Raw genomic sequence first — 19,703 nt, 5'->3', positions numbered from 1 at the left:
TGGAGGGATGAGGACCGCTCCGGGCGTCGGGGGCGGAGCCGGGGCCGGGGCGCCGGGCGGAGGGAACTCCGGCCCGGGGCCCGGGGTGAGCCCCCTGCGGAACCGGGGGCGCCGGCAGGCGGCCGGCCACCGGGGGCCGGTCCCGCGGTGTCCGCCACCCGGGGGACGGGCCGGGACCGGATCCCGTCCGCGGGTTTCGGAAGGCCGTCCCAGGGTCACGCGTAGGCCGTCACTCGACGTCACGCGGAGGATTCGTGGACCAGCCAGCCCCCATTCCCGGCCGTCCCAGCAGCGAGGAGCCGCAGCTCCAGGAACCCACCGAGCCGCGCGAGCCGCTGCCCCCCAAGCCCGGCCAGAGCGGCCCGGAGCCGGTGAGCCCGACCGGCCGGCCCACCGGCGCCGACCCCGCCGCCCTCGCCCAGGGGGGCGCCCACCTCACCGACGCCCAGGGGCACCGGCTGCCGGACACCGACCACTCGCTCACGGTGGGGGCCCGCGGGCCGGTGCTGCTGAGGGACCACCATCTGCGGGAGAAGATCACCCACTTCGACCACGAGCGCATCCCCGAGCGCGTCGTGCACGCCCGTGGCGCCGCCGCGCACGGCGTCTTCCGCGGCTACGGCACGGCGGCCTCCGTCACCCGGGCCGCCTTCCTGGAGAAGGACGTGGAGACTCCCGTCTTCACGCGGTTCTCCACCGTGCTCGGCTCCCGGGGCTCCGCGGACACCGTGCGGGACACCCGCGGCTTCGCCACCAAGTTCTACACCTCAGAGGGCGTCTTCGACCTGGTCGGCAACAACATCCCGGTCTTCTTCATCCAGGACGCCATCAAGTTCCCGGACGTCATCCACGCGGGCAAGCCGCATCCGGACCGGGAGATCCCGCAGGCGCAGAGCGCGCACGACACCTTCTGGGACTTCGTCTCGCTGCACACCGAGGCCACCCACCACACCCTGTGGAACATGTCCGACCGGGGCATCCCGCGGTCCTACCGGATGATGGAGGGGTTCGGCGTCCACACCTTCCGCCTGGTCGACGCGCGCGGCGCGACCACCCTGGCGAAGTTCCACTGGAAGCCGAAGCTCGGCGTGCACTCCCTGGTGTGGGAGGAGGCCCAGCTCACCGGCGGGGCCGACCCCGACTTCCACCGCCGGGACCTCGCGGACGCCATCGAGGCGGGCGCCTTCCCCCAGTGGGAGCTCGGGATCCAGACCTTCCCCGACACCCCCGAGCAGACGTTCGAGGGCATCGACCTGCTGGACCCGACGAAGATCGTGCCGGAGGAGCTGTCCCCGGTGCAGCCCATCGGGCTGCTCACGCTCAACGCCAACCCCACCAACTTCTTCGCCGAGACCGAGCAGGTCGCCTTCCACCCCGGTCACCTCGTGCCCGGGATCGACGTCACCGACGACCCGCTGCTGGCGGGGCGCCTCTTCTCCTACATCGACACCCAGATCACCCGGCTCGGCGGCCCCAACTTCGCCCAGCTCCCCATCAACCGCCCGCACACCGAGGTCAACGACATGCTGCGGGACGGCATGCACCAGACCGCGGTGCACCGCGGCGTGGCCCCGTACCGGCCCAACTCCCTCGACGGCGGCTGCCCCTTCACCGCCGGGGCCGACGCGGGCGGCTACGTGGAGGCACCCGTCGAGGTGCCCGCCGGGCGGAAGGTGCGCGAGGCCCCGGCCTCCTTCGCCGACCACTACAGCCAGCCCCGGCAGTTCTGGCTCAGCCTCTCCCCGGTGGAGCGCGAACACGTGATCGCCGCGTACACCTTCGAGCTGAGCAAGTGCTACGAGAACACGATCAAGGAGCGGGTGCTGCGCACCCTGGCCGCCATCGACCCCGTGCTCTGCCAGGAGGTCGCCACCGGGCTCGGGATGCCCGCCCCGGAGCCGCCGGAGCCCCTGGCGGACGTGGCGCCGAGCCCCGCGCTCTCCCAGCTCGGCCGGGAGTGGCCGGCCGAGGGGCGGATCATCGGCATCGTCGCCGACGGGAACAGTGACCTCGACGCGGTGCGCGCCGTGCGGCAGGCGGTGCTCGACCGCTCCATGGTGCCCCTGGTGGTCGCCCCCACCGGCGGGACCCTGGGCGCCGGCTCCGGCGACCCGGTCACCGTGCAGCGCACCTTCGCCGCCGCCCGCTCCGTCGAGTTCGACGCCCTGCTGCTGGCGGGGGCCCCGGAACCGGGTGACGACGCCCACGGGGCACGGGACGCCAAGGCGGGCGGCGGCAGCGGCGCGCCGGTCGACCCGCGAGTGGCGCTGCTCGCCGGGGAGGCGTTCCGGCACGCCAAGGCGCTCGGCGGCTGGGGCGACGCCCGGCGCGTCACGGAGGCCGCCGGCATCGACCCGGCGGCGCCCGGCGTGATCCTGGCGGACGGCCCCGACGGCGCGGTGGACGTCCTGGACGGCGTGGCCGGGCTGCTCACCCGCCACCGGGTGTGGGACCGCTTCCCCGCCACCGTCTGATCCCGCGCCACCGTCCGACCCCGCGCGGAGACCGGCCCCCGGTGCCCGTGACGCACGGGGCGGCCAGGGCCACGGCTCCGGCGAACGACGCGGCCCTCCCCTGCCGAACGACGGCGGGGGAGGGCCGCTTTCGTATGTCCGGGTGGGTCCGCTGCCGGTGCGGGCCCACGGCCCGCACCGCCCGGGGGTGGAGGCCGCGTCCCGCGCGCCCGGCACCCGGAGGAGAGGGAGAACGGGGCGGGGTGACCGCTGTGCGACCGTTTGCCTCCACTGCGTGAAAAAGCGGGCCCCGAGACCTCCCCCAAACACGCGGATACGGGTACGGTACGACCCCGATCACCAAGACGAACCACCGAACAAGCACGCGATGCCACTGATGCCGATGGGCCAGTGGAGAGGAGTGGTGTGCCCCGTGCCCACTGATTACGCCTGTCAGGCAGCGGCGGAGCGGGCCGCTCGCGGGGTCGCCCCCGTCCGGGACGTGCTGGTGCCGCTCCGGCCCCAGCAGCAGGAGGACGTCCCCGTCGTCCTCCGTTCCTATCTGGGGATGCAGGGCCCCGGCCGGAACGGAGGGGGAGGGCCCGCCCAGCCGCCCGTCAGCCATGTCATGGGGGCCGCCGTGCTGCTGGTCCTCCTCGACGGTCTCCGCGCGGAGATGTCCGGGGCCCTCTCCGAGTGGTACGCCGACCTCGCGGTCCGGCTGCCGCGGACCCTGGGCGCGCCCGCCGCGGGCGGGCAGGCGCCCCGTCAGCAGCCGGGCAACTGGCAGATCATGACCGATCTCCAGACCAACGCCCAGGAGGTGCTGACCGACTTCTCCGGGCGCGCCCGCGGCGGGCCCGGCGCCCTGAACGTCCGGCTCGCGCTCGTCGAGGACTCCCTGTCGGGCGCCCTGCGCCGGATGAACGTCCCCGCCGGGACGGCCGTCGACTCCGCCGGGGAACTCGTGGTCGCCGCGGGCTCGCTCTTCGGCCTCTCCACCCGGCCGGCCCCGCCCGTCGTCCCCTACGAACCGTCACCGCCCGACCGCCGCTGACCCGGGCCCGGGGCCGGGGCCACGCCGCGCCCCGGCGGGGCGGCACCACGGCCTTACCGGCACACCGCACCGGACCGCAGCCGTCACCCGCGGTCCGCGGCTCCCCGGCCGCGCCGCCCCACCAGGGCGCCGCGGCCCGTTCCGTCCCGGGGGCGCGCACCCGGTGGCGGGCCGGCCCGGGCGGACGGCGGTTCCGTGTGACGCGCCTCCCAGCGCGACCCGGCGCCGGCCGCGGCGGTGACCGGGGGTGCACCGGATACGCTCGGCCGGGGCCGCGGCGCGCGCCGCGCCGGCCCGTCCCCGTCCGCCCGCCGCCCGGGGAGAACCGGAAGCGGGGCCCGTGGCGGGGCTCCGCGGGTGGGCACGAGGGAGGAACCGCTGTGGGCCCGGTACTGATGGTCGCCGTCGCGATCGTGTTCGAGGTGGTCGCGACCCTGGCGCTGCGCGCCTCGCACGGTTTCACCCGGCTCGGCCCCTCGGCCGTGGTGGTCGTCGGCTATCTGGCCGCGTTCTGGCTGCTCGCCCAGGCCCTCAAGAGCCTCGATGTGGGCCCGGTGTACGCCGTCTGGTCCGGCATCGGGACGGTGGGCGCCTTCATCGGCGGTGTGCTGCTCTTCGGGGAGCAGGTGCGCGTCACCACGGTCATCGGCGCGGCGCTGATCGTCATCGGTGTGATCGTGATGAACGCCGGCGGGGGTTTGCAGCACTGACGGTGCCGGTGGTGCCACCGGCACCGGCGTTCCGGCGGCGCCGGCGGGGGAGCGGAGAGCCGCCGCCCGTCCCGTCCGTGGGGCCGTCCGTTTCCCGGGCCGCTCCCGGGCCGGGTTCCCTCTGCCGTGTCTCCGCCCTCTCTCTCGCCCGGTCTCCCGCCCGGTGCGTTCCGGGCCCTGCCCGCCCGTCCCTCCCCCACCCCTCGGGCCCGTGCGCAGGCCGCCCCGGGGCACGGGTCTGTCCCGCTTTCCCGCGCCACTTCATTTCCTACCCCTCTTGTCTTCCCGTGTCGCTTTCCGTCTGCCCTGCACACCGTTTTTGCAGAAGCGGCACAGAGGAACGTTAGGAAGGGGATGAGGCCGAAATCACGGTGCCGCCGTGGCGGTCGGGTCCCCGCGCTGCCCCCAATTCCGGTGGCCACGCGGTGGAAGGTGTGAAGGGGTTGTCATCATCCGGTGCCTCACCTGCGGTCTCTCATGGGTGGTGACGGTGGGGCAGTAGTGGCGAAGGTGGCCTCCCGCCGCGGCGGCATGCTTATATCTGGCGGTGCCCGGAGATCGATCACACATGATTTCCGGGGAGGGGCAGCTGACGCCCTGACCGTCGGCCGCTTTTCGTCCCCCTTGAAGCGGCCGGTGTTTTGCAGAACACCCAGCAAGGAATTGAAGGGAAGCCCAAGTGCGCAACGACTTCACCTCCCAGGTCGAGACCCGCGAGATCGACGACGCCGACCTGGACGGCGTGTCCGGCGGTGTCGGTGTCAACGTCGGCGCCGTCCTCGGCACCGTCGACGGCGTCGCCCCGGTCTCGGAGGCCCTGGGCCTGGTCACGGACGTCACCGGCGTGCAGACCGGCCAGGTGACCGGCCTCGTCGCGGGTCTCTGATCCAGACATCCGCCGCCGGGGCCCGCGAGGGTACCGGCAGCTGACGGCCCGCCGGTCCGGCTGATACCGGCACGGGCCGACCATGGGCCCCGGAATCCTTCCGGGGCCCATGTGTGCCGTCATCCGGCGGCCCCGGTTCCGGTTCCGCCCCGGACCACCGGGTACGGTGTGCGCCGCCGGGCCGAACGGCCGGTGGATCCGCAGGCGAGGAATGAGAACGTGCAGTTCCGGCAGAAGGCGCTGTCCAAGCTCCAGTCGCCCGAAGATCTCGACATCCCGGTGCGTTTCGCCCGGCCGCAGGGCCTGCTGGTGCTCGCCGTCACCCTCGCCGTGCTGGCGGGCGCCGTCGTGTGGGCCGTGACCGGCACCGTCACCTCCCGGCAGGAGGCGCCCGGCGTCCTCACCCGCCCCGAGGGCAGTTACGTCCTGCAGAGCCCCGTCGCCGGGCAGGTGACCGAAGTCCTGGCCCAGGAGGGCGAGATGCTGCCCGCCGACGCGCCGGTCCTGGCCGTCGCCACCGAGGGCGGCACCCGTGCCGTCCGCACGGTGGAGGCCGGCCGGGTCACCTCGCTGCTCGCCGAGACCGGCTCCGTCATCACCCCCGGCACCCAGGTGGCCACGGTCGAACGCGTGGACGATCCCGAGGACCCCCTGGTGGCCATGCTCTACATCCCCGGCGGGAAGGGCTCGCCCGTCCCCGTCGGCGCCCGCGTGGACCTCAGCGTCCAGTCCGCGCCCGCCCAGCAGTTCGGGGTACTGAAGGGGCGGGTCAAGGCCGTCGGGCGGGTCCCGCAGACCCGTCAGCGGATCGCCTCCTTCCTCGGCAGCGCCGACCTCGCCGAGCGGTTCTCCGCCGGCGGGCCGGCCGTGGCCGTCCTCGTCGAGCTGGAGCGGGACCCGGGCACCAAGTCCGGCTACGCCTGGTCCCAGGAGGACGGGCCTCCCTTCCCGATCGAGTCCACCACACCCGTCAGTGGCGCCGTCCACCTCGCCGCCCAGCGCCCCGTCGACTGGCTGCTGCCATGACCACACCGCACGAGACCACCGCTTCAGGCTCTTCGGGCTCCGGCGGATCTTCGGACTCCACCGGGCCCACCGGCACACCGGGGCCCTCGGGCTCCGGAGCGCCCGCCGCAGCCGGGCGGCCCGCCCCCGCCCCGCCGGGCCCCCGGCCCGCCGCGGACGGCCCGGCCCGCCGCCCGGCCACCGGCGGGCGCCGCCGCGCCGACCGCGCCCGCGGCGGGTCCCCCGGCGCCGGACACGGCAGGCGTGGCCGCCGGGACCGGCGTGGCGGCCCGGGGCGGCGCCCCAGGCCCGGCCGCGCCGCGCGCAGCCCCGTCGTCCTCCAGATGGAGGCCGTGGAGTGCGGTGCCGCGTCGCTCGCCATGGTCCTCGGCCACTACGGCCGCCACGTCCCGCTGGAGGAACTCCGCATCGCCTGCGGTGTCTCCCGGGACGGCTCCCGGGCCGCCAACATCCTCAAGGCCGCCCGGAGTTACGGCCTGACCGCCAAGGGCATGCAGATGGAGCCCGAGGCGCTCGCCGAGGTGAACGCCCCGGCCATCCTCTTCTGGGAGTTCAACCACTACGTGGTCTACGAGGGGACGGTCCGCCGCCTCGGCCGCCGCATGGTCCGCATCAACGACCCGGCCCGCGGCCGCCGTCACATCACCCCGGAGGACTTCGACACCAGCTTCACCGGCGTCGTCCTCGTCTTCGAGCCCGGGGAGGGATTCCGCCGCGGCGGGCGCAGGCCGGGGGTGGCCGGCGCGATGCCCGCGCGGCTCCGCGGCACCAGCGGCACCATGCTCGCCGCGCTCGTCGCCAGCTTCCTCCTGGTCCTCACCGGGGCGGCCGTCCCCGCCCTCAGCCGTACCTATATCGACATGTTCCTCTTCGGCGACCAGACGTCGGTGCTCGGCGTGCTCTTCGCCGCCATGGGCACCACCGTCGCGCTCATCGCCGTGCTCACCTGGCTGCAGCAGGCCAATCTGCTGCGCGGGCGCATCATCGCCTCCACCCTGGGCAGCGCCCGCTTCTTCCGCCATCTGCTGCGGCTGCCGGTCACCTTCTACTCCCAGCGCAACCCCGCCGACCTCGTCCAGCGGCTGCAGTCCAACGACACCGTCGCCGAGACCCTCGCCCGCGACCTCGCCGCCGCCGGGGTGGACGTCGTCGTGGTGGTGCTCTACGCCGTGCTGCTGTGGTCCTACGACCCGCAGCTCACCGGGGTCGGCATCGGCATCGCCCTGGCGAACGTGATCGCCCTCCGCGTGGTGATGCGGCTGCGGGCCGTCGGCACCCAGAAGCTGCGCGCCGACAGCGCCCGCCTCACCAACACCTCCTACAGCGGCCTCCAGCTCATCGAGACCATGAAGGCCACCGGAGGCGAGGACGGCTGGTTCCGCCGCTGGGCCGGGCAGCACGCCACCACCCTCGACACCCAGCAGCGGCTCGGCGTCCCCAGCGCAGCCCTCGCGGTGGTCGCGCCCACCCTCGCCACCCTCAACAGCGCGCTGATCCTGCTCATCGGCGGGCAGCGGGCCGTGGAGGGCGCCGTCTCCATCGGCCTGCTCGTCGCCTTCCAGGCGCTGGTCACCAACTTCACCGCGCCCATCACCCGGCTCAACGGCGTCGCCGGCCGGCTCCAGGACTTCGCCGCCGACCTGGCCCGGCTGAAGGACGTCGAGAACTTCCCCGCCGACCCCCTCTACACCCGGCGCGAGCCGCCCGAGGACACCCGGCGGCTGCGCGGCCACGTGACGCTGGAGAACGTCACCTTCGGCTACAGCCCGCTGGACAAGCCGCTGCTGTCCGGTTTCTCCCTGGACGTCGGGCCCGGCCGCCAGGTCGCCCTCGTCGGCGGCTCCGGCAGCGGCAAGTCCACCGTCTCCCGGCTGATCTCGGGCCTCTACCGGCCCTGGGAGGGCGTCATCCGCATCGACGGGGTGCGGCTGGACGAGATCCCGCGCTCCGCGCTGTCCGCCTCCGTCTCCTTCGTCGACCAGGACGTCTTCCTCTTCGAGGGCACCGTGCGGGACAACGTCGCGCTCTGGGACCCCTCCGTCCCCGAGGAGGCGGTGACCGCGGCCCTCCGCGACGCCGCCGTGTACGACGTGGTCGCCCGCCGCCCCGGCGGCATCCACAGCCGCGTCGAGCAGGACGGCCGCAACTTCTCCGGGGGGCAGCGGCAGCGGCTGGAGATCGCCCGTGCCCTCGCCCGCCGCCCCAGCGTCCTCGTCCTCGACGAGGTGACCAGCGCGCTCGACGCGGAGACCGAGCAGGTCATCATCGACAACCTGCGGCGGCGCGGCTGCGCCTGCGTGGTCATCGCGCACCGGCTGAGCACCGTACGGGACAGCGACGAGATCGTCGTCCTGGACCGGGGCACGGTCGTGGAACGCGGCCGGCACGAGGAACTCGTCACCGCCGGCGGGGCGTACGCCGCGCTGGTCCGGGAGCACTGAGAGCGCCACCATGACGACACCAGATCCGGCCCCCTGGGGCGGGGCCGTGCCCGGACCCGGAGCCGACGGGCACGCCGGGGCACCGGCCGGTGCCGGGACCCCGGGGATCTCCGAGGGCTCCGGGACCCCCGGCCCCGGCCACCACCCCGGCGGCACGGCCCCGGGCGCCGTTCCGGGCGCCGCCTGGGCCGGGCCCACCGGCACCGCCGCCACCACAGCCAGTGGCGCCCCCACCGGACCCGGCGCCACGGCGGGCGCCGGCGCCGGCGTCGGCGCCGCCGCCGCCGCCGACGATGTCGTCGTCGCCCACCTGGGCGGCCTCGGCGCACCCGTCGACCACAGCGGCAGCCGCAGCCTCGACCTCGGCGGCCCGCAGACGCTGTGGCTGGTGACCTATGGCGCCATGGACCTCTTCGCCGTCGACGCCGGCCAGGAGGGCCACTGGCACTTCCTCGGCCGGCTGGAGACGGGCACCCTGCTGCTCGGCCCCTCCGGAGGCCCCCGTCACACCCTGGTCGGCCGCCCGTTGCAGGGCTGCGCCCTGCGCCGGATCCAGCTCCGCGAACTCCTGCCCGGCTACGGTGCCCCGGCCGCCGGCGCCGGGAGCCCGTACGGCCCGTACGGCGGTCACACCGCGTACGGCGACTCCCCGGAGACATACCCCGGGGCGGGGCCGGCGGGCCAGGGCGGCTGGTACCAGGACTCCTACGGTGCCTGGCACCCCCACGGCGACGCCGCGGGCGCCGCCCAGGGCGGCTCCTGGACCCACCCCGGACACGAGCCGGCCCTCAGCCCGCTGGACGACGCCTTCGCCCGCGGCTACGGACGCAGCCTGCGGGTCCTGTTCGAGGCCCCCTTCGGCGAGCAGCACCCCACGCTCGGCGCGGACGGCGCGGGAGCCCCCGGCGACGGCGGGGCCCCGGACGGCGGGGCCGGACCGGCCGCCGGGGAGCCCGAGTTCGGCGACGAGAACATCCTGTGGATGTCCCTCACCCCCGGCAGCGTGCAGTACGGCTCGGTCTACGGCGCGGAGACCGCCGCCGAACTCCTCATCGACGGCTCTCTCTGGCAGACCATGGTCAACCAGCAGGTGCGGCTGCTCACCGCCCTCGACCGGTGGATCGAACGGCTGGAACGCGCCCACGAGGACCGCACCGCCGCCGGCCTCCGCGCGGGGGAGGCGGAGCGGGAACGCGCCGACCGGGCCCTGCTCGCCTCCATCGGCCGCCCCCGGCGCCGCTCCACGCTGCCCGGCCCGCCCGGCGCGGTGAGCACCTCCGACGACGCGACCCTCGCCGTCTGCCACCGGGTGGCCGCCGCGGCCCGGATCCCCGTGGCGGCCCCGGGGGACGCGGGCGGTTCCGGGGCCGGCGCCCGCCTCGACCCGGTGGAGCGCGTCGCGCTCGCCTCCCGTTTCCGTACCCGCGACATCCGGCTCGGCGGCGCCTGGTGGCGCGAGAACACCGGGCCGCTGGTGGGCCGCTGGGCCGACGACGGGTCACCCGTGGCCCTGCTGTGGCGCCGCGGCCGCTACGAGGCCGTGGACGCCGACGGCACCCGCGAGCGGCTCGGCGGGGACAACGCCGGGGATCTCGAACCGCGCGCCGTCATGTTCTACCGCCCGCTGCCCGACCGGCCCCAGCCGGCCTGGCGGCTGCTGCTCTTCGCCCTCCGCGGCACCCGGGTGGACCTGCGCAATCTCGCGCTCGGCGGCCTCGTCGCCGTCGCGCTGGGCGCCCTGGTGCCCGTCGCCACCGGGAAGGTGCTCGGCGAGTTCGTCCCCGCCGCCGAGACCGGGCTGATCGTCCAGACCTCGCTGGCGCTGATCGTCGGTGCGGTTCTCGCGGCCGCCTTCCTGCTGTTGCAGAACATCTCCATCCTCCGTATGGAGGGGCGCGTCGAGGCCACCTTGCAGCCGGCCGTCTGGGACCGGCTGCTGCGCCTGCCGACCCGCTTCTTCGCCGAACGCTCCACCGGCGAGCTGGCCAGCGCCGCCATGGGCATCAGCGCGATCCGCCGGGTGCTCTCCGGGATCAGCTCCACCGTGTTGCAGGCCGGCACCATGGGTGGCGTCAGCCTCGTCCTGCTGCTGGTCTACAGCGTGCCGCTGGCGCTGGTCGCGCTCTCCCTGCTCACCGTCATCGCCGCCGTCTTCCTCGCCCTCGGGCTGTGGCAGCTGCGCTACCAGCGGCGGCTGGTCGTGCTCACCAACAAGCTCAACAACCAGGCGTTCCAGACCCTGCGCGGACTGCCCAAGCTGCGGGTCGCCGCCGCCGAGAGCTTCGCCTACGCCGCCTGGGCGGGGGAGTTCGCCCGCAGCCGCGAACTCCAGCAGCGGGTGGGGCGGGTGAAGAACCTCATCACCGTCCTCAACGCGGTCGCCCTGCCGCTCTCCCTGCTGACGCTGTTCATGCTGCTGGCCGGCCCCGCCCGGGGCGCCCTGTCCCCCTCCGGGTTCCTCACCTTCAACACCGCCGTGACGATGATGCTCGGCGCCGTCACCCAGCTCACCGGCGCGCTGATCTCCGCCGCCGCCGTCCTGCCGATGTTCGAACAGGTCCGGCCGGTGTTCCAGGCGGTGCCCGAGGTCCGCGGCGGCTCCACCCGGCCCGGTGAGCTCAGCGGCGCCATCGAGGCGCGCCGTCTCTCCTTCCGCTACTCCGGCGACGGCCCGCTGGTGCTGGACGGCGTCTCCTTCCGGGTGGAGCCCGGCGAGTTCGTGGCGATCGTCGGCGCCAGCGGCTGCGGCAAGTCCACCCTGCTGCGGCTGCTGATCGGCTTCGACCGGCCCGACGCCGGCGAGGTGCTCTACGACGGCCAGGACCTCGCCGCCCTCGACCAGGCCGCCGTCCGTCTCCAGTGCGGGGTCGTCCTGCAGAACTCCCAGCCCTTCTCCGGCTCCGTGCTGGACTGCATCCGCGGCACCGGCACCTACACCCTGGAGGAGGCGTGGGAGGCCGCACGGCTCGCCGGGCTCGCGGAGGACATCCGGCGGATGCCGATGGGCATGCACACCGTGCTCTCCGACGGCGGCGGCACCGTCTCCGGCGGCCAGCGCCAGCGGCTGATGATCGCCCAGGCGCTCATCCGCCGCCCGCGGATCCTCTTCTTCGACGAGGCCACCAGCGCGCTGGACAACGAGACCCAGCGCGTCGTCACCGAGTCCACCCGCGCCCTCAACGCCACCCGCGTGGTCATCGCCCACCGGCTCTCCACCGTCATGGACGCGGACCGGATCGTCGTCATGGACGCGGGCCGCGTCGTCCAGGAGGGCCCGCCCGCCACGCTGCTCGCCGACACCACCGGGCTCTTCCACGAACTGGTGCGGCGGCAGATCCACTGAGCCGGCGGCCAGGCCCGGCCCGGCCGCCGGCTCCACCGGACCCCGTGGGCGCCGGGCATCGGGTACCGATCAGGGGTGGTCAGGGGTGGTCAGAGGCGGTCGGGGACGGTCAGCGAGGGCAGCCCACCCGTTCCGGGGCGAGGGCCAGGTCGTCCAGGAGGACGTCGAAGCGCCCGGGGGCGGGGTCCGGCTGGTAGAGCTGCCAGCCGAACTTCACCGTGCCGAACCGGGGGAAGACGAAGTCGGTCCCCGGGTCCGCCCCGCCGTGGTCGCGGGTGCTCACCGTCAGGTCGGGCTGCGGCCGGCCGTCGAACCACACCTCGATCCGGTTGTCCGTCGCGTCCATGCGCCATTCCGCGCACACCCAGCGGCCCGCCCGCGCGGGCGCCGACTCCCGCCAGGCCGTCCAGTCGCCGGTGGGCCCGCCGTCCGAGCCGACGCCCCACAGGTTGGCGTCCACCGAGGGCACGTACTGCCCGCCCAGCGGGCGGACGAAGCCCGGGCCCTCCCCGGTCGCCTCGACCATCGTCCAGTGCGCCCAGTCGGGGGCGGTGGGGAACTCCGCGACGCGGAGCCGGGCCCGGCCCCAGAAACTGTTCCCGGGCGGCGTGAGCCCGTCCACCACGAGAAAGGCCTTGCCGTTGCCCTCGGTGCGGACGCGCAGCGCCTTCCCGGGGCGGTGGACCCCCCGGCCCGGGCGCTGCCGCTCCACGGTGAGCGTGCCGTTCGCGTTCTCGGTCCGCCAGCGGCGGCTCACGGCCGGGCCGGTGGGCAGGGACTCGAAGTCCTCGCAGAACAGCGGCGTCCGTGCGGCGAGGCGGGGGCAGGGAGTGGCGTGCCGGCCGGAGGTCTTCCCGGGGCCGGGACCGGAGCGGGGGCCGGGGGCCGGGCCGTGCGCCGGGGCGGCGGGCGCGGCGGCGGTGGCGAAGGACAGCGAGAGGACGGCCGCGAGCAGGGCCTTCCCCGGTCTCGTGCGTAACGTTCCCCAAGCGCTTCTCAACACGTTCGGGCTCCTCGTCCGGTGACTGCGGTGGAGGGTGCGGGATGGTGTGCCGGTGTGCCAGGTGCGTGCGCCGGGGGCCATCCTGGCCCCTCCGCGCCCGGAGCGACACCCGGCCGGCCACCTGGTGGGACGTCACCGGCATCACGACGAGTGCCCGCGGCCACCTCGAGCAGTGCCATGGGGGGCCTTCGAGCAACCCGGGGACGTGCTGACCGGGAACTCGCCTGAGTGTTCGCCTTTCCCCGGCGGGTCGTTTCGGCTTACCGCCACCGGGCGCAGGAGCTCCGGTCAGGCTCGGGGTGTGCCAGTTGCCCCATCTCTCCGGCCCGGGGCCGACGGCGGTGCGAGGGCGGGCGCATGTGGTGGCGGAGGTGCAGAGGCCGTCCGGAGGGGTGTGACCCCTGATCAGGCCGGCCGTGCGCGCCAAGGCCAAGGGGACGAAGCCGCGGCCGGCTTCCACCGCGCCGTATCCGGATCAACCCGGAGGAAGTGGCACAAGCCCCGCCTGGGCCGCCGATGGTGACGAGCATCTCCGGCTGGACACGCGCCGTGCGCGACGACCGTGTCCAGCCCGCCGCTCGGCGCGCTCGGTTGCTCCGGCGGGATGCCGTCGTCCGCGCCCGGGCTGACGCGGGGCCCGGCACCGTGGTGCCTCCCGGCCGCTGTGGACCGCTCCCGCGGCGGCCGGGGTCGCTTCCGGTGGTGACGGCCTGGCCGGTGGCGCGGGTGGCTGGCAGACTCCTGGCCATCCGACCTGCCCCGACCGCCCGCCCTGACAGCCCCGGGGGCTCCGGGCGCGCCGACGGCGGCCGGTAGGGGCCCGTGGGGGCCGGGGCGGGCCGAGGGGCCGCCGAGGGACGAGGGGAGCCGCGGGTGAGCGAGTCCGTAGCGGCGCGTCTGCTGGCCGTGCTCGGCGCCTTCGACAGCGGCCACCGGGTCCTCACCCTCACCGGCCTCGCCCACCGCGCCGGGCTGCCCCTCGCCACCGCCCACCGGCTGGCCGCCCAGCTCACCGAGTGGGGGGCGCTGGAACGCGACGGCGGCGGCTGTTACCAGATCGGCCTGCGGCTGTGGGAGGTGGCGACCCTCTCCCCGCGCCCCGTCGGGCTCCGTGAGGCCGCGCTGCCGTTCATGGAGGACCTCTACGAGGCCACCCACGAGAACGTGCAGCTCGCCGTCCGCGACGGCACCGAGGCCGTCTACGTCGAACGCATCACCGGGCACTCCGCCGTCGGTGTGCGCACCCGGGTCGGCGGGCGCTGGCCGCTGCACGCCACCGGTGTCGGCCTGGTGCTGCTCGCGCACAGCCCGCCCGCCGTGCAGGACCAGGTGTGCCGGGGACGGCTGGAGCGGTTCACGGAGAAGACGGTCCGCGATCCGCGGCGGCTGCGCGCGATGCTCGCGGAGGTCCGCCGCGCCGACGCCGCTGTCAGCGACCGGCAGATCACCATGGACGCCCTCTCCGTCGCCGTGCCCGTGCGCGGGCCGGGCGGGGACGTGGCGGCGGCCCTCTCCCTGGTGGTGCCCAGCGCCGGGGCCCGCCCCCACACGCTGATGCCGGCGGTACGGGTCGCGGCCCGGGGCATCTCGCGGCGGCTGGGACGGGCGGCGGAGTGACGCCGGCGCCGCGGGGCGCCGCTCCCGGCCCCGGCGGCCGGCGGGGCCGGGCACGCAGCCGCCCACCCGGCCGGACGAGGACGGAGCGGTCGGAGGCCCTGACGTGACGGGCGGAGCGGGCGCCCGGCCGTCCGCCCACCGCCGACACCGGCGGGCCTGCCTCCGGCCGTTCCGCCTCTTCCCGTCCCGGCGCCCGTCCCCGCCCGAACCCGGGACGGCCACGGCCCGCCGCACCCCGCAGGCTCCGGGCCCCCGCTCCACGGCCCTCCGCCGGCCGGTCAGAGATCCAGCACCAGGCGCCCGCCGCGGCAGCGGGAGACGCAGATCATCATGGTGTCCCCGGCCGCCCGTTCCTCCTCGGTGAGCAGGACGTCCCGGTGGTCCGGCTCGCCCTCCAGGACGTCCGTCTCGCAGGTGCCGCAGGTGCCTTCGCGGCAGGAGGAGAGCACGTCCACCCCGGCCTCCTCCACCGTCTCCAGGATCGAGCGGCCCGCCTCGACCCGCAGCGTCTTCCCGGAGAGGGCCAGCTCCACCTCGAACCCCTCGTCGGCGGCCGGCGGCCCGGCGCCGTCCGCCGGTTCCGGGTCGGCCCGGCGGAAGCGCTCCAGCCGCAGTGCCCCCGGCGGCCAGCTCTCCCCGCACCGCTGTTCCACGGCGGCCAGCAGCGGCTCCGGCCCGCAGGCGTAGACGAGGGTGCCCGGGGCCGGCTCGGCGAGGGCGGCCGCCAGATCCAGCAGGCCGTACTCGTCCTGCGGGCAGACCGTCACCCGCTCGCCGTGGCGGTCGAGTTCACCGAGGAACGCCATGGACGCCCGGGCCCGCCCGCCGTACAGCAGCCGCCAGTCGGCGCCGGCCGCCTCGGCGGCGGCGACCATGGGCAGCAGCGGGGTGATGCCGATGCCGCCCGCCACGAACAGGTAGCGGCCGGCGGGCTCCAGCGCGAAGTGGTTGCGCGGGCCCCGCACCTGGACGCGGCCGCCCTCCGCCAGCCGCTCGTGGACGTACGCCGAACCGCCGCGCCCGTCCCGCTCGCGCAGAACGGCGACCCGCCAGGTGGCGCGGTCGGCCGGGTCGCCGCACAGGGAGTACTGGCGGACCAGCCCGTCACCGAGGTCGAGGTCCACATGGGCGCCGGGGGCCCAGGCGGGCAGCGGCGCCCCGCCGGGACGGCCGAGGGTGAGCGCGACCACCCCGTCGGCGGCCCGCTCCTTCCGGAGGACCGTCAACTCGGCCACCGGTTCCGGGCCCTGGGACCGGGTACGGGACACCGGCCCGGGTGGGGCGGGGGAGGCGGGGCCGGTGGTGGCGGGCGCGGCCGGGCCGGCGGGGGTGGGGGAGGCGTGACTCGGGGCGGTGGGTCCGGTGGGTCCGGTGGGTCCGGCGGGTCCGGTGGGTCCGGTGGGTCCGGTGGGTCCGGTGGGTCCGGTGGAGTTCATCGGGGCTCTGTCCCTCGAGTTTCGGCACGGGCACGGGCACGGGAACGGGCACGGGGCCGCGGTCGGGCGGAGGGCCGCCGGGCGGGCCGGGGTTCGGGGAGGCTGGGGCGGGACCGCCTGCGCCGGGAGCTGACCGCGCCGGTGCGGGCGGAGGCGCCGGGTGTAACCACCCCGGGCACCGGGGAGGCGGATCGCCCTCCGGGCTCCGGGACCTGCGGCCGGGGCCGGCGGGTCCAGCGGTCCGGGGCGGGTGGGTGAGGCGGAGGACCGGCCACCGGATCCAGGGGGAGGCCCGCGGCCGGAGGCGGGTTCGCCCGGTGCGGGCGGCCCGCGCCCGGCCGCCTCGCTCCGTGGCCGCCCGGCCGCCCGGCTCCATGGCCGCCCGGCCGGCCGCCCCCATCACCCGGCCGCCGGCGCGCCCGGTCGTTCATCCGGCGGCCGGCCCGCCGTGTGCTCAACCGGGTTGCAGGGCGGGGCTCCTGACCTCCCCGCCGGGGGCCACGGGCCCGGCGGCGCGCGCCGGCCCGCCCCCACCGGGGCCGTTCCCGGCCGGTCCGCCGGGGGCGTGGTGCCCCTCGGGGTGGGCGAGCAACCACTCCCACACCTCGGCCGGGCTCTCGGCCACCTGCTCGGCGCCGCAGTGACAGACGCCCAGCAACTGGTCGCTGCCGGGCATCCAGGAGACCCGCAGCACCCCGCTCACCGGGGCCCTCACCGCGCCGCCCCCGCCGCCGTACCGGTCTCCGCGCCGCCGGGTGCCCCGGCCGCCCTGCCCGCCTCGCGGAGCCGCTTCAGCACACGCCGGGCGGCCAGGCCGCCGGTGTCGATGTTGATGCTCAGCTCCTGCACCGTGTCCGGCTCGGCGGCGATGACCTTCTCCAGCTTGTTCAGCGCCACCACGTCCTGCATCACCACCTCGCGGTTGAAGTCGTGCAGGAACCGCGAGACCTCCTCGTCGTCCCGGGCGAAGTCCCGGGAGACGGCCCAGAAGTCGTAGGTGGTGGTGGCGGTGGACGGGGTGATGGCGTACGTGATCTCGGTGTGGAAGCCGTTCGGGTCCGAGCCGTCCGCCTCCGGCAGCACGCCCGTCGGCGCGATCCGGCTGTGCAGCAGGTAGAGGCAGGGGGCGAGGTACTCGATGTCCTGCCAGCGGGTGATCCGGCCCTCGATCCCCGTCGAACGGGCGTAGAACGGCGGGCACTCGGCGTCGTCCATGTGGCGGCTGACCCGGACGATCGCGTTCTCGTCGTCGGCCTCGGTGGTGATCGGGGTGGCCGCCACCTCGGGGGTGCCGATGTAGCCGCCGTGCAGATACGTCTCGTGCGAGAGGTCCAGCAGGTTGTCGACGAGCAGCTCGTACCGGGCGTCCAGCGGCTCCATGCCGCACACGGTCGTGTAGTTCTCCGTGTCCGCGAGCCACGGGGCGCGCGGCGGCGCGGTGCCCGCGGAGCGGGCCGGGTCGCCGATCCACACCCAGACGAAGGAGTCCTGCTCGACCACCGGGTAGGCGGCCACCCGCGCCGTGCGCGGTACCCGCTTCTGCCCGGGGACGGCCACGCAGGTCCCGGTGGTGTCATAGGTGAAGCCGTGGTAGCCGCAGACGACGCGGTCTCCGTCCAGCGCGCTCTCCGACAGGGGGTAGCGGCGGTGCACACAGCGGTCGGCGAGCGCCACCGGCCTGCCGTCCTCCGTGCGGTAGAAGACCAGGGGCTCGCCGCAGACCGTGCGGGCCAGCAGCTCCCGGCCCACCTCGCTGCCGTAGGCGGCCACGTACCACTGGTCGCGGACGAACGTGTCGGCGGGCTTCGTGGTGTTGGTGGTGCCGGGGGTGTCGGCGGTCACGGCTCTGCCCTCTCTCACCTGGCGGACGGGGCGCGGTCCCGGAGACCGGCGGGCGGGGCCGGCCCCGGGGGCGCCGGAGTGTGGTCTGCCGTGCAGACTCGCGGCGGGCGGCCGGGACCGGCAAGACGCCCTTCCACTGAGTGGAAGGACTGCTGACGGGATCTTGCCTGCGTGCCAACGGCGTGTTAGGCGGATCCGCGGGGCGGCGCGCACCCGCCGGGGTGCGCGGGGCGGGCCCGAACGGGACGGTGGCGCGGGGGAGTTCGCCTGCCCTGCCCTGTCCTGTCCTGCCCACCCCGCCCCGCCCCGTCCGGGCCCCGGCCCGGCCCGATCGGGTCATCGGAGACCGGGCCGGGGCCGGTCCCTGCCGGGAAGCCGTCGCAACACCCCTCCTGGCGCGGGCGGATGAGGAGGGCCGGCGCCTTCGCGCGGCGGGCGGGGAGCCGGTGGTCCGTCAGTCCTGCCGGGCGGGGAGGGGCAGCAGGAAACGGAAGGCGGGGATGGCGACGGCGGCGACGACCAGGTGCATGACCATCAGGGCGATGACGCCGCCCCAGCTGGTGCCGGGCTCGTCGGAGGTGCCGAGGAGGATGTCCGGGACGAAGGTGAGCAGGAGGATCACCGGGATCCACGTGCGGAACACCCGGGCGGGGTGCGCCGAGCGGGCCCGGACCAGGGCCCAGCCCCCGGCGCCGGCCAGCACGCCGACGACGGTGAGGAGGGCGTAGTCGGACAGATGGAGGGGGGCGAAGTCGCCGGAGACCCCGGCGGCCCGCGCGATCACGGCGACGACGGCGTTGAGCGCGACGGCGACGGCGGCGGTGGCCAGCAGGCCCCCGGCCACGACGAGTCCGCCGGGGCGGGTGGTCTCGGCCGGGCGGGCGGTGAACTGCTCGTTCACGGTGTGCTCCTCATCTCGGTGGCGCCTGGTGGGGATCGGGGTCGCGGCGGCGGCCCGGTGGCGTGCCCGCGTCTCCGCGTGGCGGCCCCGCTGTGCGCCCACGGCGGGCGGCGCACCGGCGGCCGGCGGACGGGTCGTCGGGCCGGCGCCGCACCGGCACCGGCGGAGAACGCCCACCCCCCACCCCCGGCGCGCCGGCACCTCGGCGCCGCGCGGGTTTCGAACGCCGAACGTAACGACTGGTGGCGCTCCGTCGAGCCGGTGGGCGGAAAACCATCCCGCCGGTACCCCCAGGACGTCCCGAAGGGGCCGTCGTTCGCGGCCGGGGTGGTCACGCGGCAGGCCCGGCCGCCCGGCCGCGCGGGGCGGGGGCCGGGTACGGGCGCCGGATCCCGCGTGCCCGGGGGCCGTCCCCCGCCGGCCGGCTCAGGTGTGGATGGCCAGCTTGAACTGCGCGTGGACGAGGGACGCCGCGCGGCTGCCGTTGTGGCGGACCCGCAGCGCCACCGGCGTCCCGGGGTGGACGAACATCTCGTGGTGCTTGGCGCGGTACTGGCCGCCGGGGGTGCGGGCGTGGTCCTCGGTGGCGGTGGAGTCGGCACCGCCCGCGAGGCCCAGCGGGTCCCGGACGAACTGGTCCCGGACCTCCGTGTAGTCACCCGCCTCCCAGTGGATCATCGCCGTCAGCGACCCCCAGCCGGAGACCGCCGGCCAGATCAGCCCGGAGCGCGTGTCCGGGTACGCGGAGGTCTTCCCGTCGGGCTGACGAGCGTTGTGCATTCCGTGGGCGTCGTAGGACTCCCGGTCGCCGTACGGGAAGCGGACGAGGTGATAGTTCCCGTCGGCGGGAACGGACTGCCGCGCGTTCACGATGAGCGAGCAGACGTGGACGGGCACGGGGAACTCCTTCTTGTGGTGCGGCTGCTTGTGGTGCCGGAGGTACGGGCCCTGGGTCCTGCGGACCGCCTCGTCGGGGGTGCGCGTGCGC

Annotated in this window: 14 protein-coding genes; 8 read left to right on the top strand and 6 right to left on the bottom strand. The window is 75.8% G+C overall.

Translation table 11 applies throughout. The features are described 5' to 3' along the window. Positions 1–254 precede the first annotated feature (254 nt). The 7 genes from HCK00_RS19665 (at position 255) to HCK00_RS19635 (ending at position 11,916) form a co-directional block, all read left to right on the top strand. The gene (locus HCK00_RS19665) at positions 255–2,474 is read left to right on the top strand and encodes a catalase (RefSeq protein WP_168103316.1); all 2,220 of its coding nucleotides are present in this window, start codon (positions 255–257) and stop codon (positions 2,472–2,474) included. Between the two features lie 412 nt (positions 2,475–2,886). Beyond that, positions 2,887–3,510 (top strand): hypothetical protein, encoded by a 624-nt coding sequence (locus tag HCK00_RS19660; protein WP_168103315.1) that lies wholly within the window; start codon positions 2,887–2,889, stop codon positions 3,508–3,510. Between the two features lie 395 nt (positions 3,511–3,905). Then, a complete protein-coding gene (locus tag HCK00_RS19655; RefSeq protein ID WP_206320624.1) occupies positions 3,906–4,220 on the top strand; it encodes a DMT family transporter in 315 nt (104 codons plus the stop codon). 679 nt (positions 4,221–4,899) lie between these two features. Then, positions 4,900–5,106 (top strand): type A2 lantipeptide, encoded by a 207-nt coding sequence (locus tag HCK00_RS19650; protein WP_168103313.1) that lies wholly within the window; start codon positions 4,900–4,902, stop codon positions 5,104–5,106. 219 nt (positions 5,107–5,325) lie between these two features. Next, positions 5,326–6,132: an HlyD family efflux transporter periplasmic adaptor subunit gene (locus HCK00_RS19645; RefSeq protein ID WP_168103312.1), complete on the top strand. Its 807-nt coding sequence runs from the start codon at positions 5,326–5,328 to the stop codon at positions 6,130–6,132. A gap of 323 nt (positions 6,133–6,455) precedes the next feature. Continuing rightward, positions 6,456–8,573, top strand: a complete 2,118-nt coding sequence (locus HCK00_RS19640; RefSeq protein WP_240965704.1) for an NHLP family bacteriocin export ABC transporter peptidase/permease/ATPase subunit — start codon at positions 6,456–6,458, stop codon at positions 8,571–8,573. A 10-nt stretch (positions 8,574–8,583) separates the two neighbouring features. Next, positions 8,584–11,916 (top strand): NHLP bacteriocin export ABC transporter permease/ATPase subunit, encoded by a 3,333-nt coding sequence (locus HCK00_RS19635; protein ID WP_168103310.1) that lies wholly within the window; start codon positions 8,584–8,586, stop codon positions 11,914–11,916. Between the two features lie 109 nt (positions 11,917–12,025). On the opposite strand, the gene HCK00_RS19630 is transcribed toward HCK00_RS19635, so the two are convergent. Continuing rightward, a complete protein-coding gene (locus HCK00_RS19630) occupies positions 12,026–12,919 on the bottom strand; it encodes a hypothetical protein (protein ID WP_311765397.1) in 894 nt (297 codons plus the stop codon). 873 nt (positions 12,920–13,792) lie between these two features. Here HCK00_RS19630 and HCK00_RS19625 point away from each other — a divergent pair. Further along, a complete protein-coding gene (locus HCK00_RS19625) occupies positions 13,793–14,536 on the top strand; it encodes an IclR family transcriptional regulator (RefSeq protein ID WP_311765396.1) in 744 nt (247 codons plus the stop codon). A gap of 278 nt (positions 14,537–14,814) precedes the next feature. Here HCK00_RS19625 and HCK00_RS19620 read toward each other — a convergent pair whose 3' ends face one another. The 5 genes from HCK00_RS19620 to HCK00_RS19600 all read right to left on the bottom strand — a co-directional run bounded on the left by HCK00_RS19620 (position 14,815) and on the right by HCK00_RS19600 (position 19,612). Further along, positions 14,815–15,771: a PDR/VanB family oxidoreductase gene (locus HCK00_RS19620; protein ID WP_311765395.1), complete on the bottom strand. Its 957-nt coding sequence runs from the start codon at positions 15,769–15,771 to the stop codon at positions 14,815–14,817. A 655-nt stretch (positions 15,772–16,426) separates the two neighbouring features. Then, positions 16,427–16,675: a hypothetical protein gene (locus HCK00_RS19615; RefSeq protein ID WP_168103223.1), complete on the bottom strand. Its 249-nt coding sequence runs from the start codon at positions 16,673–16,675 to the stop codon at positions 16,427–16,429. Between the two features lie 8 nt (positions 16,676–16,683). After that, positions 16,684–17,814 (bottom strand): Rieske 2Fe-2S domain-containing protein, encoded by a 1,131-nt coding sequence (locus HCK00_RS19610; RefSeq protein WP_168103307.1) that lies wholly within the window; start codon positions 17,812–17,814, stop codon positions 16,684–16,686. A gap of 454 nt (positions 17,815–18,268) precedes the next feature. Next, entirely contained in the window at positions 18,269–18,715 is a 447-nt protein-coding gene (locus HCK00_RS19605; RefSeq protein ID WP_168103306.1) for a DUF6069 family protein, read from the bottom strand. A 426-nt stretch (positions 18,716–19,141) separates the two neighbouring features. Continuing rightward, positions 19,142–19,612: a hypothetical protein gene (locus HCK00_RS19600; protein ID WP_168103332.1), complete on the bottom strand. Its 471-nt coding sequence runs from the start codon at positions 19,610–19,612 to the stop codon at positions 19,142–19,144. Positions 19,613–19,703: the final 91 nt, after the last annotated feature.

This window comes from Streptomyces zingiberis (assembly GCF_012034935.1).
Classification (GTDB): Bacteria; Actinomycetota; Actinomycetes; order Streptomycetales; family Streptomycetaceae; genus Streptomyces; species Streptomyces zingiberis.
This window is presented reverse-complemented; position numbering and strand designations above follow the sequence as displayed.